Below are 14,228 nucleotides of genomic sequence, written 5' to 3'. Positions count from 1 at the left end.
GGTTTGCCGCCGAAAATCTGCAGATGGAACCTTCGTGGGGGTTCGACGCAATTCCCATTGTTAGAAATTTTGCCGAACAGCCGATCAAGAAAGATCCGGTCACTCGGCCAGGAGCTGTCATGTCTCAACCTCGTGCACGGATCGCCTCACAGCTTGGACTTGCGCTCGCCGTTATTCTGGCGATTGTCATCAGTGGCAGCACCCTGTTCGCCTTGCGCTCGCTGGACACGGCCAACCTCGCGACCCGCGAAGAGCACCTGGCCAGTGAAGCCCGATTGCTGGCCGACCAGTTGAGTACGTTTCACGGCACGTTGCGTGAAAGCACCCAGCGCCTGGCCGGCCTTTTCGAGAAGCGCTTCAGCGCAGGTCTGAGCGTGCACCCGGACGAACCGGTGGCCGTGGCGGGTGCGCAGACTCCGGGCCTGCACCTGGGCAGTGAAGTGCTGAACAACAACTTCAAGGAAGTGGACGAGTTCAAGCAAATGACGGCAGGCGTTGCGACGGTGTTCGTGCGCAACGGCGAGGACTTCATTCGGGTCAGCACGTCCCTGAGTAAACAGGACGGCAGCCGCGCCATCGGCACGTTGCTGGATCATGCCCATCCGGCCTATGCGCGCCTGATGGCGGGGCAGAGCTACGTCGGTCGCGCCTTGCTGTTCGAACGTTCCTACATGACGCAGTACACCCCGGTACGCGACAGCAGCGGTAAGGTGATTGCCGTGCTGTTCGTAGGATTCGATTACACCGATGCGCAGAACGCGCAGTTTGCCAACCTCAAACGCTTCCGCATCGGCCAGACCGGTTCTTTGGCGCTGCTGGACGAGCAAAGCAAATGGTTGGTGCCCATTGCCGGCGTGCAAGCGCTGGACAAAGCTGTACCGGCCATCGCCGCGCTGGCGAAAACGCCGGGCAAGGGCGATTTCTGGAGCGACACATCCGAAGATTTTTATAGCGTCGCCGTGCCTTTCGACGGCGGCCCATGGTCGGTCGTGGCGAGCATGCCGCAAGACGAAATCAGCGCGGTGACCTGGAGCGTCGGCATTCAATTGGCGATTGGCAGTCTGCTGGCGATGTTGATCGCTGTGGGCTCGGCTGTCTGGTTGCTGCGCAGCAAACTCGCGCCGCTGGGTGATCTGGTGCGTCAGGCCGAAGCCTTGGGCGCCGGTGATCTGAGCGTGCGCCTGAACGTGTCGAGCAATGACGAAATCGGTCAGTTGGCCCGCGCCTTCAACCAGATGAGCCAGGCGCTGTCGACGATGGTCGAACACATCCGCAAGGCTTCGCAAGAGGTCAACAGCCGTGCCCAGGCGTTGTCTGGTTTATCGGGTGGCGCGTATGAAGGCATGGAGCAGCAGTCGGGGGAAATCACCAGCATGGCCGGCGCCGTGGAACAATTCAGCGCCACCTCGCTGAACATTGCCGACAACATGGGCAGCACTCAACGTCTGGCTCAGGAAAACGCACAGCAAACCCGGATCGGTCGTACATCGATGGACGAAGCGTCCTCGTCCCTGGAGCAAATTGCTGGTGCGCTGAACAGCACTGCCACGGTGATCAACACCCTCGGACAACGCTCCCAGGAAATCGGCGGCATTGTCGGGGTGATTACTTCGATTGCCGAGCAGACCAATCTGCTGGCGCTCAACGCCGCCATTGAAGCGGCGCGTGCCGGTGAGCAGGGGCGTGGTTTTGCGGTGGTGGCTGATGAGGTGCGTAATTTGGCTTCGCGTACGCGTCAGGCTACCGACGAGATTTCCGGGATGATTCAAAGCATCCAGCAGGAAACCGGCAACGCCATCAGCACCATGGAGCAGGGCAATGTGCTGATGCAGGAAGGCTTATCGCGTAACGCCAACGTCGCATTGGCACTGGCGCGGATTGACGAGCGAAGCCGTTCTGCCGGTGAGCAATTCGCGGCGATCACCACGGCGACTCAGGAGCAGAGCAGCACCGCGACATTGCTCAGCAGCAATCTTCAAAGTATTGCGTTGGCCAACAGCGAGCAGCGGGAAGTGGTGTCGAACCTTGCGGTGACCGCTAAAGAGCTGGAGAGTCTGGCGGCGGAATTGCGCCAAGAGGTTGACCGGTTTCGTTGAGGCGTCTTTGAAATAGCTTTCGCGAGCAAGCCCGCTCCCACAGGGTTAGCGTCGATCCGCAATCGTGTGAACGACGCCGAACCTGTGGGAGCGGGCTTGCTCGCGAAGGGACCCACTCATTCCTGAGTTGGTACCGAGCTGTAGCGTCACCTTTCCAGGTATTTTGCTTTTTTAACGCTTGATGAATCGTTTCAGCAAGCCTATAAAAACGGCACAACTCCAAGAAAGGCTCCAGCCATGACTCCGCTCAAACTCTTCGTTGCCCTCGGTGCACTCTCCGCTGCTTCCCACGCCGTGGCCTGGGATTACGTCCTGCTCGACACAGACAAAGCCGCTCAAAACTGGCAGATCACCAGCCAGCAACTCGGCGTAAAAACCGACAAACCCTTCTCTGTGACCCTGCGAACACTGCACGGTGGTCGGCAGGAGGGCGTCAGCATCGTCGACATCGATAACGGCACAATGAAACTCTCGGTGGTGCCGACTCGCGGGATGAACGTCCTACAGGCGTCTGTAGGAGATGTCCGCATGGGTTGGGATTCCCCGGTCAAGGAGGTGGTCAATCCTTCCTTCATCGAACTCAACGGTCGCGGCGGATTGGGTTGGCTGGAGGGTTTCAACGAGCTGGTCACCCGCTGCGGCTACGAGTGGGTCGGCCATCCCGGCATGGACAACGGCGAACTGCTGACGCTGCACGGTCGCGCCGCGAATATCCCGGCAAGCAAAGTCACTTTGCACATCGACGAAAAGCCGCCTTACGCCATCAGTTTGCGCGGAGAGTTGAAAGAGCAGGCGTTCAAGAAGGTCGACTTCTCTGTGGCGACCGAACTGGTCACCGAGCCTGGCAGTGTCAGCTTTAGTCTTAACGACACCCTGACCAACAACGGCGATTATCCGAAGGAGTACCAGGCGCTGTATCACAGTAACTTCAGCACGCCGTTCCTGGAGCAGGGCGCCCGTTTTGCTGCGCCGGTGAAACAGGTTTCACCGTTCAACGACAAGGCCAAAGCAGATTTGCCGGACTGGCAGACTTACCGAGGGCCGACCAAGGATTACGACGAGACGGTATACAACGTCGTGCCCTATGCCGACGCCAAAGGCGACACGCTGACCGTGCTGCACAACAAGGCGGGTAGCCTGGGCGTTTCGGTGGGCTTCAACACTCAATCGCTGCCCGTCTTTTCCCTGTGGAAAAACACGGATATAGGACCGTACTGAGATGAAAGAAGGACGTCAGAAGCACAGCGGGTGGAATTGGGTTTGGTTATGGAAAAGGACTACGTCTGTCGCTCGGCAAACGTAGTCAATAGGCGGTGAAAATGAGTGTTAAAACGATTGCAGCATCCGCGAAGCTCGTTTCCACCAAGGCGTATTGGCCGCACGTTTTGATTCATTCTGATCAGGTAGAACGTGTGGTACATCCTCCAGCCGAATCCACGGCTGGTTGTTCCAGTGCAGCAAACTCAACGACATTTCCGGCCAGTTCAGCAGGCTCAGAATCGGGCGTTCGGCTGAGATCGGTTGCTGGGCGTCTCTGAGAGCCGGCACGACTTCGTGAGTCAGCCACTCACGCAGGCCTCGGTATTCGGGGCAGTAGTGGTAGACCAGTAATGCGTAGACGCCGGATTCGCTAATCAGCAGTGTGTTTTCGATGCTGCCGTGGATAAGCATTCGTGCGGATTGGCGTTGGTCGGGGTCGAGTTTTCGGACGGCGCGTTCGTCGAGGTAGAGGCGTAGGAGTCGGCCTAGGTCGCGGGCGCTGAACCAGGGTTGGTTTTGGAGGAGGAGGGCGTGGAGGTGGAGTTTGTGGCGGGTGAAGACGTGTGGGATCAGATAGTTGTCGTCCATGGTGCAGTTCTCGAGGTGCGATGAAGAAAACTGCCTCTGATCGTCGCCAAACGAAAAGGGTGGCAGCCATGCGCGGGTTGGCGAACCGGTAACGCACCCAACCGGCAGACCCGAAGGCCTCCCACGCATAGCCGCCATAATTCGAGATGGGAGCAATTCCCTGGTTCGAACGTGGTCGCGATGTGTCTGGATGCTATCCGGGTCGCCAAACCCAGAGCTGGACATTCAGCTAGGGATGAGCTTAGAGATCGGATACTCGACGACGCAATCGGACGGCGGTGTGATTTTTGTAGGACGTTGCCGGGATATTTGCAGGCTATGAGATCAAAAGATCGCAGCCTGCGGCAGCTCCTACAGGTGAATCTGAAGGTCGTGCCGACCTTCAATCGCGAGCAGGCTCGCTCCCACAGTGGATTGGGTTACTACAGTGAGTTTTGCGTGTTACTCGGTTGGTGGGCTGAGCTTTGCTTCCATCTCGGCGACTTTCGCTTCGAGACTCTCCAACCGCGCACGAGTGCGGGCGAGCACAACCATCTGACTATCAAATTCTTCCCGGCTCACCAGATCCAGTTTGCTGAACCCGCTTTGCAACAACGCCTTGAACTGGCTTTCGATTTCGCTTTTCGGCAATGGCGTGTCGCCGCTGAAGAGGCGGGAGGCGGTGCCGGTCAGGGCGTCGAGGAAGTCTTTGGGTGCGAGCATGGGAAATGTCCTGAAAACAATTGCGGGCAGTGTATCACGCAGTGTCTATAGTCAATCCCGACCGCAGGGATGCACGTTTTTCGCGCATGCGGACGGACGGCGTCGCACTGTTGTTGTGCGTAATGGATCAGGCAATTGCGAGCTGTAGCCTGTAGTAACCGGCAAGGGCTTGATATCAGAGGTTTTTGGTGAGATGGCAAGCTTTCTGCTTAGACGTTAATGACCCATGCACTGATGCAGTCGCTGTGACGAATGCAGTGCGCCAAGCGAGACGGGGGAGTGTTTCGTGCGGAGCGGTTAGCCGGCGTCGGACGGGCAGGTAAGGCCGACGATGCGTTACAAAGCCAGGCACTGCGCTTAGACTTGAGCCGGGTTTGTTTTCCTGGGGCAAGTCCACCAATTCGGGAGAGAGTTTTCATGAAGCTAGTCACTGCCATCATCAAGCCGTTCAAGTTGGACGACGTGCGCGAATCGCTGTCCGAGATCGGCGTGCAGGGCATTACCGTTACTGAAGTCAAAGGCTTCGGTCGGCAGAAGGGTCACACCGAGCTGTATCGCGGCGCGGAATACGTGGTCGATTTCCTGCCTAAGGTGAAGATCGATGTCGCCATTGACGACAAGGATCTGGACCGGGTTATCGAGGCGATAACCAAGGCTGCCAACACCGGCAAGATCGGTGACGGCAAAATCTTCGTGGTCAATCTGGAACAGGCGATTCGCATCCGTACCGGCGAAACCGATACCGACGCAATCTAAGCCGCCACAAACCCAACGCCCCAGGAGAAAACAATATGACTCTGCGTAAAATCGCAGGGCTAGGAGCCCTGTTGTCCCTCGTAATGCCCAGCCTGGCTATGGCGGCAGACGAGGTGGCGGCCCCAGTCCTCAATTCCGGCGATACCGCCTGGATGCTGACCTCGACAGTCCTCGTGCTGTTCATGACCATTCCCGGCCTCGCGCTGTTCTACGGCGGCATGGTTCGGTCGAAAAACATTCTTTCCGTGATGATGCAGTGCTTCGCCATTACCGGTCTGATCAGCATTCTGTGGGTCATTTATGGCTACAGCATCGCGTTCGACACCACCGGCATGGAACAGGGCGTCGTCAACTTCAACTCGTTCTTTGGCGGCTTGGGCAAGGCGTTCCTCGCCGGCATCACGCCAGCCAGCCTGACCGGGCCTGCGGCATTGTTCCCTGAGTCGGTGTTCGTCACCTTCCAGATGACCTTCGCCATCATCACTCCTGCGCTGATCGTCGGTGCCTTCGCCGAGCGGATGAAGTTCTCCGCCATGCTGATCTTCATGGGCATCTGGTTCACTCTGGTTTATGCGCCGATCGCGCACATGGTCTGGTCCGGTAACGGCGGCCTGCTGTGGGACTGGGGCGTGCTGGACTTCGCCGGCGGCACCGTGGTGCACATCAACGCCGGTGTGGCCGGTCTGATTGCCTGCCTGGTACTGGGCAAGCGCAAAGGTTTCCCGACCACCCCGATGGCACCGCACAACCTCGGTTACACCCTGATGGGCGCTGCGATGCTGTGGGTCGGCTGGTTCGGTTTCAACGCCGGTTCTGCCGTAGCGGCCAACGGCACTGCCGGTATGGCGATGCTCGTGACTCAGATCGCAACCGCTGCTGCCGCACTTGGCTGGATGTTTGCCGAGTGGATCACCCACGGCAAACCAAGTGCACTGGGTATCGCTTCGGGTGTGGTCGCCGGTCTGGTTGCCATCACCCCAGCCGCTGGCACCGTGGGCCCGATGGGCGCTCTGGCTATCGGTCTGGCAGCGGGCGTGGTGTGCTTCTTCTGCGCAACTACCCTGAAACGCAAACTCGGCTATGACGACTCCCTGGACGCCTTCGGTGTGCACGGTATCGGCGGTATCCTCGGCGCGATCCTGACCGGTGTGTTCGCTGCACCGGCGCTGGGTGGCTTCGGCACCGTCACTGACATCGGCGCACAAGTCTGGATTCAGTGCAAAGGCGTGGGCTTCACGGTGATCTACACCGCGATCGTCACCTTCATCATTCTCAAGGTCCTGGACGTCGTCATGGGCCTGCGTATCACCGAAGAAGAAGAGGCTGTCGGCATCGATCTGGCACTTCACAACGAACGCGGCTACAACTTGTAAACACACGCATAAAAATGTGCCCGGCTTGCCGGGCATTTTTTTGTCTGGAATTTGTCAGTGAAGGAACTGCTGAAAGGTTTTTTCGTACACGTTTAGTGCCGTTTGCGACGGGCGTTTTTCTGCGGCCAATGGCTTACATGATTGAAGGAATATTAGGGCCTTTGTTTTTTCCCAGAGCGCGCTAGAATGCGCCCCGAACGTGCGGAGAACTGTATGTGGCAACAGACTCTGATTACCTTGCGGGCGAGGCCCCGGGGCTTTCATCTGGTAACGGACGAGTTACTCGCTGGCCTGCCTGAACTCAAGGCGTGTCGGGTCGGTCTGTTGCATCTGTGGCTACAGCATACCTCGGCGTCGTTGACCATCAACGAGAACGCCGATCCGGCGGTACGTCGCGACTTCGAACGATTTTTCAATCGTCTGATCCCACAAGGAACAGACGGCTATGAGCATAACGACGAAGGCCTGGACGACCTCCCGGCGCACTTCAAGGCCAGCGTGCTTGGCTGTCAGCTCAGTTTGCCGATTTCGGCAGGCCGACTGGCGCTGGGGACCTGGCAAGGCATTTACCTGGGCGAGCACCGTGATCATGGCGGTGCCCGTAAAGTCCTCGCCACCGTGCACGGTGAAGGGGCATGAACCGCTGGTCACCAGTGGTTATTGAATTTTTCTGGCGGCTGTCGACAGACGGCGAAGCTGGGCTATAACTAATCTGCTTTTCGCAAGTCATGAGGTAGAACATGAGCGACGATGATCTGGAAAACGACGACCTCGAAGTAGGCGACGACGAAGAAACCGAAGAAGGCCTGGAAGCATCGACGGACGACGTCGTTGAAGACGACGGCGGTGAAGCGCCCGTTCCGACCGCCAAAGGCAAGGCCAAGGCTGCGGTATCGGTCGATGAGCTGCCGAGCGTCGAAGCAAAAAACAAGGAACGCGATGCCCTGGCCAAGGCCATGGAAGAGTTCCTGGCCAAGGGCGGCAAGGTGCAGGAAGTGGAGGCCAATGTGGTCGCCGATCCTCCCAAGAAGCCTGACAACAAGTACGGCAGCCGGCCTATCTAAGCGCTTGCTTCTTGCTTGTTGAAAAAGCCCGCCGTCGCTGCGGGCTTTTTCATGGGTGGAACACAATCCGAAGGCTTGCTGTGACCCCTTGTGGGAGCGGGCTTGCTCGCGAATGCGGTGTGTCAGTCAACATGGATATCGACTGATACACCGCATTCGCGAGCAAGCCCACTCCCACATTGAATAGGTGTACTGCACAGGATCAGTGCCGGGAGTTCCAGAGGGCCAGCAACGCCGGCAACTCGGTCAGGCTGCGAATCTCGGCATCCGGCGCCTTCTGCGCTTCCCACAATTTGCCTTGCGGGTTAAACCAGATCGCCCGCAACCCTGCCTGCTGTGCCCCGGCAATGTCATCGCCGGGATGATCGCCAATATGCACCGCCGTCTCGGCCGTTGCCCCGCCACGCTGCAACGCTTCGTGAAACAGTCGCGCATCCGGTTTGGCGATGCCGATGTCTTCGGCACACAAGGCAAATTTGAAGTAGTCCGCCAGCCCTAACCGGCGCACATCGGCGTTGCCGTTGGTGACCACGCCCAGCGCGTAGTGCTTGGCCAGAACCTCCAGCGTGGGCTCCACGTCGGGGAATACTTCAAGCTGATGCCGCGCATGCAGAAACACTTCAAAACTCTGATCAGCCAGGTCCGACGCTTGACCATGGTCGTAACCGGCCTCTTCCAGCGCATGGAACAGCACCCGGCGGCGCAACGCACTGATGCGATGTTTGAGACCCGGTTCACTGCTCAGAATGCGCTCGCGAATCGTCCACAAATGCTCCACCGGCACCGCGCCCAGATTCGGCGCATGTTCGGTCAGCCATTCACGCAGTATGGCTTCGGCGCTGACGATCACCGGGGCGGTGTCCCACAGGGTGTCGTCGAGGTCGAAGGTGATCAATTGGATCGTCATGAATCATCGCCCTTAATGCGTTTGGCCCGTGGATGGGCGCTGTCGTAGACCGTCGCCAGGTGCTGGAAGTCCAGATGGGTGTAGATCTGGGTGGTCTTGATGTCCGAGTGGCCGAGTAATTCCTGCACGGCTCGCAGGTCTTGGGAAGATTCCAGCAAGTGGCTGGCGAAGGAATGTCGCAGCATGTGCGGATGCAGGTTTTGTCCCAATTCGCGCTCACCAGCGGCCTTGACCCGCACCTGAATCGCCCGTGGGCCAAGGCGTCGGCCTTGCTGGCTGACAAACACCGCGTCATCCGCCGGGTTGGTCATGGCCCGCAGCGGCAACCACAACTCCAGTGCTTCGCGAGCCTTTTTGCCTACCGGCAACAGCCGGGTCTTGCTGCCTTTACCGAGCACCTGAACCATGCCGTCAGCCAGGTCCAGTTGATCGAGATTGAGCCCGGTCAGCTCCGACAGGCGCAAGCCCGAAGAGTAGAACAACTCCAGAATCGCCTGATCCCTGCGCGCCAGGAAATCATCCTCCACCGCACCTTCAAGCAGTTGCAGCGCGCGGTCAGTGTCGAGGGTTTTCGGCAGCCTTCGTTCGCCTTTCGGCGGCGCCAGACCGTTTGCCGGATCGTGGTCGCAAAGGCCTTCGCGGTTCAGATAATGATAGAGCCCGCGCACGGCCGAGAGCAGCCGCGCCAGACTGCGGGACGATTGACCCTGGGAATGCAAACGAGCGATCAGGCTGCGCAGACGCTGGATGTCCAGCGCCGCCCAGCTGTCAATGTTCTGCTTGACGCACCAGCCCAGCACTTTGTCGAGGTCGCGGCGATAGGCGTACAGCGTGTGGGGCGACACCTGTCGCTCACTGCGCAGGTGTTCGCAGTAAGCGTCCAGTTGCCGTTCCACGATCAGCGTACCGAGCGCAGCGAGCTGTTGACCCGTGGCAGCACGCGGCCCATGACTTCGGCGATGTAGCTCAGGAACAGCGTACCCACCGAGCTTTTGTAGTGCTGCGGATCACGGCTGGCGATGGCCAGCACACCGTGGATGCCTTGATGACTGATGGCGACGACGGCGGTGGAGCCGATCTGCTTGCGCTGCTCTTCGCCGAACAGGAAGTCCAGTTCATGTTCGCGCAGGCTGCCGCTGACGCTCTTGTCTTCCGAGAGCAAACCGCCAATGGCCGTTTGCGCATCGGCGTGGGTCACCCAGCGGCCGACCGGCATCGGGTTGTCGCCCAGCAGGATCAGGCTGACAAAAGGCACCTGAAAGTCCTGGCGCAGACTGTCTTCGACGCTGATCACCACGTCTTCCAGACTGGTGGCGTCCATCAAGGCGAGAATCAGGCGGCGGGTCTTGTCGAAGAGACGATCGTTGTCGCGGGCCACGTCCATCAAGTGCGAGAGGCGATGACGCAACTCGATGTTGCGGTCGCGCAGGATGGTCATCTGGCGCTCGACCAGCGAAATGGTGTCGCCACGCTGGTGCGGGATGCGCAACGCCGGAAGCAGATCTTCGTGCTCGACGAAGAATTCCGGATGAGCCTCCAGGTACGCGGCAATTGCCGCCGCCTCAAGGCTTTCGGAAGGGGATTCGTCGGGCTGTAGGGCGGGAACCTGGGGCTTGTCGGTCATGGGTTTGACTCACTCAAAGACGTACTTGTCCTTCGTAAACACGGACTGCCGGGCCGGTCATCAATACCGGTTGGCCTGGGCCTGCCCATTCAATGGACAGACGCCCGCCGGGCAGGTCGATCAATAGCGGCGAATCCATCCACCCCTGGCTGATCGCGGCCACTGCGGCAGCACAGGCGCCGGTGCCGCAGGCCTGGGTTTCCCCGGCGCCACGTTCCCAGACGCGCAACTGCGCGCGGTTCCGGTCGATGACCTGGAGAAAACCGACATTGACCCGCGCGGGGAAGCGCGGGTGATGTTCGATTTTCGGCCCCAGTTCATGCACCGGTGCGTTGTTGATGTCGCTGACCCGCAGCACGGCGTGGGGGTTGCCCATCGACACGGCGGCCAGTTCCACCGCAGTGCCGTCGACGTCGAGCGAGTAGCTCAGCGCCTGACTGTCGGCAACGAACGGGATGTCGGCCGGCACCAGACGCGGTGCGCCCATGTCGACGCTGATCTGGCCGTCACTGCGGATATCCAGCTCAATAATGCCACTTTTGGTTTCGACTCGAATCTGCCGTTTTGCGGTCAGGCGCTTGTCGAGCACAAAGCGGGCGAAACAGCGCGCACCGTTGCCACACTGTTCCACTTCGGAGCCGTCGGAGTTGAAGATCCGATAGCGGAAATCCACGTCCGGGTTGCTCGGCGCTTCGACGATCAGCAACTGGTCGAAGCCGATGCCCGTGTGCCGATCGCCCCATTGCTTGGCGTGCTTGGGCAGGATGTGCGCGTGCTGGCTGACCAGGTCGAGGACCATGAAGTCATTGCCCAGGCCGTGCATCTTGGTAAAACGCAGCAGCATGGTTTTACTCCGGCAGCAGGCTTTCGCCAGCAAACAACTCGGCTACCGTCTCACGGCGACGCACTTCAGTTGCCTGATCACCGTCCACCAACACTTCAGCGGCACGGCCGCGGGTGTTGTAGTTGGAGCTCATGACAAACCCGTAGGCGCCGGCCGAATGCACGGCCAACAGGTCGCCTTCTTCCAGGGCCAACTGACGGTCCTTGGCGAGGAAGTCGCCGGTCTCGCAGATCGGGCCGACGATGTCATAGGCACGAGCGGCAGTAGTGCGCGGGCGCACGGCAGTGACGTCCATCCAGGCTTGATACAACGCCGGGCGGATCAGGTCGTTCATGGCCGCGTCGACGATGGCGAAGTCTTTGTGTTCGGTGTGCTTGAGGTACTCGACCTGAGTCAGCAGCACGCCGGCGTTGGCAACGATGAAGCGACCCGGCTCGAACACCAGCGCCAGGTCACGACCGTCGAGACGCTCGCGCACGGCTTTGATGTAGTCGGCAGCCAGTGGCGGCTCTTCATCGCGATAACGCACACCCAAACCACCACCGAGATCGATGTGATGCAGGTAGATGCCGCAATCGCCGAGGCGGTCGACCAGACCCAGCAGGCGGTCGAGGGCGTCGATGAACGGCGGCAGGGTGGTCAGTTGCGAACCGATGTGGCAATCGACGCCGACCACTTCCAGGTTCGGCAGTTGCGCGGCGCGGATGTACACGTCTTCGGCGTCGGCGATGGCGATGCCGAACTTGTTCTCTTTGAGACCGGTGGAAATGTACGGGTGCGTGCCGGCATCGACGTCCGGGTTCACGCGCAGCGAGATTGGCGCACGAACGCCCAGCTCGGCGGCGACCACTTGCAGACGCTCCAGCTCATCGGTGGATTCGACGTTGAAGCAGTGCACGCCGACTTCGAGGGCACGGCGCATGTCGTCACGGGTCTTGCCGACGCCGGAGAACACGATCTTGTCGGCGCTGCCGCCGGCGGCCAGTACGCGTTCCAGCTCGCCACGGGAGACGATGTCAAAACCGGCGCCCAATCGCGCCAGGACATTCAGTACACCCAGGTTGGAGTTGGCCTTGACCGCGAAGCAGACCAGGTGCGGCATGCCGGCCAGTGCATCGGCGTACGCCAGGTACTGGGCTTCGATGTGGGCGCGGGAGTAGACGTAGGTCGGTGTGCCAAAGCGTTCGGCGATGGCGGACAGGGCAACACCTTCCGCGAACAGCTCACCGTCACGGTAGTTAAAAGCGTCCATGGCGTTCCCTTATTGGTAGACGTCGTGCTTGTGTGCTTTCGACGGCTGCTTTTGCGAGGACTTGGCCTGCTCGGCAGGGTCCTGGGAATCGTCAGGCAGGTACAGCGGGCCTTTTTGACCGCAGGCCGACACAAGGCAGGCAACCGCGACGAGCGCAGCAAGGGAAGAGATCAGGCGCTTCATGGCGAAATCCTTGAAAATGCGTTAATTGCGCCGGAGTATACCGGCCACCCGGCAGCTTGCCTATGCGACCCGGCTCCCGTCCGGCGGGGCTTCGCACGATGCCGGCCAGCCAGGTGCAATCCCTGTGGGAGCGGGCTTGCTCGCGAAAGCGGAGTGTCAGTCGACATGAATGCTGACTGACACGGCCTCTTCGCGAGCAAGCCCGCTCCCACAGGTACAGCGTTTGATGTACCTAATTCGGTGCTTGATCGTTATCCTTTGCAATCACCGGGGCTCGCCCGTATCTTGCGGCGCTTGAGCGTGAACAGACACTTTTTGAGGTTGCCGCAATGAGTTTGACCGAAGCCCGTTTCCACGATCTGGTCGATGCCACCCAGCAATCGCTGGAGGATATTTTCGACGAGAGTGACCTGGATATCGACCTGGAGAGCTCGGCCGGTGTGCTCACCGTCAAGTTCGAAAACGGCAGCCAGTTGATCTTCAGCCGCCAGGAACCCCTGCGTCAGCTGTGGCTGGCGGCGGTGTCGGGTGGCTTCCACTTCGACTACGACGAAGAGAGCGAGCGCTGGATGTGCGACAAGAGCGAAGAGCAGCTCGGCGAGATGCTTGAGCGCATCGTCAAGCAGCAAGCCGACGTCGAACTCGATTTCGAAGGCCTGTGAGATCGTGACCCAGCCTGCCCCCGTTCGTCCGCCCAAACCGCTTTACAGCAATGTCAGCCCGGCGGTGCCTTCGCCGTGCAGCGGTGTGTGTCGGCTGGACGAGCAGAAGGTCTGCCTGGGGTGTTTTCGCCACGTCGAAGACATCCGCGAATGGCGCTCGGCCGACGACGATCGCCGCCGGGTGATTTGCGCGCAGGCTATCCAACGCAAATCATGCGCCTGACCCAAAACCTGTGGGAGCGGGCTTGCTCGCGAATGCGGCGTACCAGTCGACATCAATTTTGACTGTCACACCGCATTCGCGAGCAAGCCCGCTCCCACAGGATCTCCTCTGCACCAGATTGCAAATTTCTCCTGCCGGTACAGTGGTCGCGCCTGGCTTGTATATTTATTGAGCTGTGATAGTGTCCGGGTACGCCTCAACCCATCGAGGCTCGTGAAAACCCCGCTTTTTTCTGGCGGGGTTTTGCTTTTTTCGTGCAGAAGAAAGGAGTCTGCCCTGATCATGACCGCACCTTCCATCACCCTTACCCGACTGGACGTGCAACGTCTGGAACGCCTGATCGACAGCCTGGACGACACGCTGCCGGGCGTTATCGCGCTGCAAACCGAACTGGATCGCGCCGATACTCTGGTCGGTCACGATGAAGTGCCCGCCGATGTCGTGACGATGAATTCCCGTGTGCATTGCCGTGAAGAGAGCAGTGGCAAGGATTATCACCTGACCCTGGTTTACCCCAAGGATGCCAACGCCGACGAAGGCAGGGTTTCGATTCTTGCACCGGTGGGCAGTGCGTTGCTCGGCCTGAAAGTCGGACAACACATCGATTGGCCCGCACCGGGCGGCAAAACCCTCAAGCTGACCCTGCTTGAAGTCGAGTCGCAGCCCGCCCATGGCGGCGACTTCCCGGAATAAC

At 59.7% G+C, this 14,228-nt stretch carries 16 protein-coding genes and 1 pseudogene; 9 read left to right on the top strand and 8 right to left on the bottom strand.

The genetic code is table 11. The features are described 5' to 3' along the window. Positions 1–119 precede the first annotated feature (119 nt). Together ACA073_RS25670 and ACA073_RS25665 are read left to right on the top strand one after the other, a co-directional pair. Positions 120–2,096, top strand: coding sequence for a methyl-accepting chemotaxis protein (locus ACA073_RS25670; RefSeq protein ID WP_497400459.1), 1,977 nt, complete (start codon positions 120–122; stop codon positions 2,094–2,096). Between the two features lie 237 nt (positions 2,097–2,333). Continuing rightward, positions 2,334–3,299 (top strand): annotated as a pseudogene (locus ACA073_RS25665) (aldose 1-epimerase family protein); the annotation flags it as partial. A 123-nt stretch (positions 3,300–3,422) separates the two neighbouring features. Here ACA073_RS25665 and ACA073_RS25660 read toward each other — a convergent pair. Both ACA073_RS25660 and ACA073_RS25655 read right to left on the bottom strand, forming a co-directional pair. Then, positions 3,423–3,944, bottom strand: a complete 522-nt coding sequence (locus ACA073_RS25660; RefSeq protein WP_497400457.1) for a BRO-N domain-containing protein — start codon at positions 3,942–3,944, stop codon at positions 3,423–3,425. Between the two features lie 441 nt (positions 3,945–4,385). Continuing rightward, the gene (locus tag ACA073_RS25655; RefSeq protein ID WP_497400455.1) at positions 4,386–4,646 is read right to left on the bottom strand and encodes an accessory factor UbiK family protein; all 261 of its coding nucleotides are present in this window, start codon (positions 4,644–4,646) and stop codon (positions 4,386–4,388) included. A gap of 417 nt (positions 4,647–5,063) precedes the next feature. Between ACA073_RS25655 and glnK the strand changes: the two genes are divergently transcribed. The 4 genes from glnK to sutA all read left to right on the top strand — a co-directional run bounded on the left by glnK (position 5,064) and on the right by sutA (position 7,839). Then, positions 5,064–5,402 carry a P-II family nitrogen regulator gene (gene glnK, locus ACA073_RS25650; protein ID WP_002555808.1) on the top strand — a complete coding sequence of 113 codons (339 nt, stop codon included), beginning with the start codon at positions 5,064–5,066 and terminating at the stop codon, positions 5,400–5,402. A gap of 35 nt (positions 5,403–5,437) precedes the next feature. Next, positions 5,438–6,775, top strand: coding sequence for an ammonium transporter (locus ACA073_RS25645; protein WP_497400453.1), 1,338 nt, complete (start codon positions 5,438–5,440; stop codon positions 6,773–6,775). 213 nt (positions 6,776–6,988) lie between these two features. Further along, positions 6,989–7,414: a secondary thiamine-phosphate synthase enzyme YjbQ gene (locus ACA073_RS25640; protein WP_338583843.1), complete on the top strand. Its 426-nt coding sequence runs from the start codon at positions 6,989–6,991 to the stop codon at positions 7,412–7,414. A 101-nt stretch (positions 7,415–7,515) separates the two neighbouring features. Beyond that, complete coding sequence (sutA, locus tag ACA073_RS25635; RefSeq protein WP_497400451.1) at positions 7,516–7,839, top strand: dormancy-specific transcriptional regulator SutA; 324 nt, start codon at positions 7,516–7,518, stop codon at positions 7,837–7,839. 202 nt (positions 7,840–8,041) lie between these two features. Here the strand turns inward: sutA and ACA073_RS25630 are convergent, their stop codons facing one another. Genes ACA073_RS25630 through lptM form a run of 6 tightly spaced genes read right to left on the bottom strand, consistent with a single transcriptional unit; the run spans position 8,042 to position 12,649 of the window. Beyond that, the gene (locus tag ACA073_RS25630; protein WP_497400449.1) at positions 8,042–8,746 is read right to left on the bottom strand and encodes an HAD family hydrolase; all 705 of its coding nucleotides are present in this window, start codon (positions 8,744–8,746) and stop codon (positions 8,042–8,044) included. Continuing rightward, positions 8,743–9,642: a tyrosine recombinase XerC gene (xerC, locus tag ACA073_RS25625; protein ID WP_007942372.1), complete on the bottom strand. Its 900-nt coding sequence runs from the start codon at positions 9,640–9,642 to the stop codon at positions 8,743–8,745. The genes ACA073_RS25630 and xerC overlap by 4 nt, the downstream gene beginning before the upstream one ends. A 2-nt stretch (positions 9,643–9,644) precedes the next feature. Further along, positions 9,645–10,370 (bottom strand): DUF484 family protein, encoded by a 726-nt coding sequence (locus ACA073_RS25620; RefSeq protein WP_497400447.1) that lies wholly within the window; start codon positions 10,368–10,370, stop codon positions 9,645–9,647. A gap of 13 nt (positions 10,371–10,383) precedes the next feature. Next, positions 10,384–11,214 (bottom strand): diaminopimelate epimerase, encoded by an 831-nt coding sequence (gene dapF, locus ACA073_RS25615; protein ID WP_497400445.1) that lies wholly within the window; start codon positions 11,212–11,214, stop codon positions 10,384–10,386. Between the two features lie 4 nt (positions 11,215–11,218). Next, positions 11,219–12,466 carry a diaminopimelate decarboxylase gene (lysA, locus tag ACA073_RS25610; RefSeq protein WP_497400443.1) on the bottom strand — a complete coding sequence of 416 codons (1,248 nt, stop codon included), beginning with the start codon at positions 12,464–12,466 and terminating at the stop codon, positions 11,219–11,221. 9 nt (positions 12,467–12,475) lie between these two features. Further along, positions 12,476–12,649 carry an LPS translocon maturation chaperone LptM gene (lptM, locus tag ACA073_RS25605; protein ID WP_461952682.1) on the bottom strand — a complete coding sequence of 58 codons (174 nt, stop codon included), beginning with the start codon at positions 12,647–12,649 and terminating at the stop codon, positions 12,476–12,478. Positions 12,650–12,978: 329 nt separating this feature from the next. On the opposite strand from lptM, the gene cyaY reads away from it, so the two are divergent. From cyaY to rnk, 3 genes are all read left to right on the top strand, one after another. Beyond that, entirely contained in the window at positions 12,979–13,311 is a 333-nt protein-coding gene (cyaY, locus tag ACA073_RS25600) for an iron donor protein CyaY (RefSeq protein ID WP_084320234.1), read from the top strand. Between the two features lie 4 nt (positions 13,312–13,315). Continuing rightward, the gene (locus ACA073_RS25595; protein WP_497400441.1) at positions 13,316–13,534 is read left to right on the top strand and encodes a DUF1289 domain-containing protein; all 219 of its coding nucleotides are present in this window, start codon (positions 13,316–13,318) and stop codon (positions 13,532–13,534) included. A gap of 282 nt (positions 13,535–13,816) precedes the next feature. Next, positions 13,817–14,227, top strand: coding sequence for a nucleoside diphosphate kinase regulator (gene rnk, locus ACA073_RS25590; RefSeq protein ID WP_461952684.1), 411 nt, complete (start codon positions 13,817–13,819; stop codon positions 14,225–14,227). Position 14,228: the final 1 nt, after the last annotated feature.

The organism is Pseudomonas sp. LBUM1670 (assembly GCF_059695695.1).
The sequence above is the reverse complement of the archived record's forward strand: the minus strand, read 5'-3'. Positions and strand labels throughout refer to the sequence as shown.

Coding starts and splice junctions, on each gene's coding strand:
- ACA073_RS25670 (WP_497400459.1), top strand. CDS start 120: ATGTCTCAACCTCGTGCACGGATCGCCTCACAGCTTGGACTTGCGCTC.
- ACA073_RS25660 (WP_497400457.1), bottom strand. CDS start 3,944: ATGGACGACAACTATCTGATCCCACACGTCTTCACCCGCCACAAACTC.
- ACA073_RS25655 (WP_497400455.1), bottom strand. CDS start 4,646: ATGCTCGCACCCAAAGACTTCCTCGACGCCCTGACCGGCACCGCCTCC.
- glnK (WP_002555808.1), top strand. CDS start 5,064: ATGAAGCTAGTCACTGCCATCATCAAGCCGTTCAAGTTGGACGACGTG.
- ACA073_RS25645 (WP_497400453.1), top strand. CDS start 5,438: ATGACTCTGCGTAAAATCGCAGGGCTAGGAGCCCTGTTGTCCCTCGTA.
- ACA073_RS25640 (WP_338583843.1), top strand. CDS start 6,989: ATGTGGCAACAGACTCTGATTACCTTGCGGGCGAGGCCCCGGGGCTTT.
- sutA (WP_497400451.1), top strand. CDS start 7,516: ATGAGCGACGATGATCTGGAAAACGACGACCTCGAAGTAGGCGACGAC.
- ACA073_RS25630 (WP_497400449.1), bottom strand. CDS start 8,746: ATGACGATCCAATTGATCACCTTCGACCTCGACGACACCCTGTGGGAC.
- ACA073_RS25620 (WP_497400447.1), bottom strand. CDS start 10,370: ATGACCGACAAGCCCCAGGTTCCCGCCCTACAGCCCGACGAATCCCCT.
- dapF (WP_497400445.1), bottom strand. CDS start 11,214: ATGCTGCTGCGTTTTACCAAGATGCACGGCCTGGGCAATGACTTCATG.
- lysA (WP_497400443.1), bottom strand. CDS start 12,466: ATGGACGCTTTTAACTACCGTGACGGTGAGCTGTTCGCGGAAGGTGTT.
- lptM (WP_461952682.1), bottom strand. CDS start 12,649: ATGAAGCGCCTGATCTCTTCCCTTGCTGCGCTCGTCGCGGTTGCCTGC.
- cyaY (WP_084320234.1), top strand. CDS start 12,979: ATGAGTTTGACCGAAGCCCGTTTCCACGATCTGGTCGATGCCACCCAG.
- rnk (WP_461952684.1), top strand. CDS start 13,817: ATGACCGCACCTTCCATCACCCTTACCCGACTGGACGTGCAACGTCTG.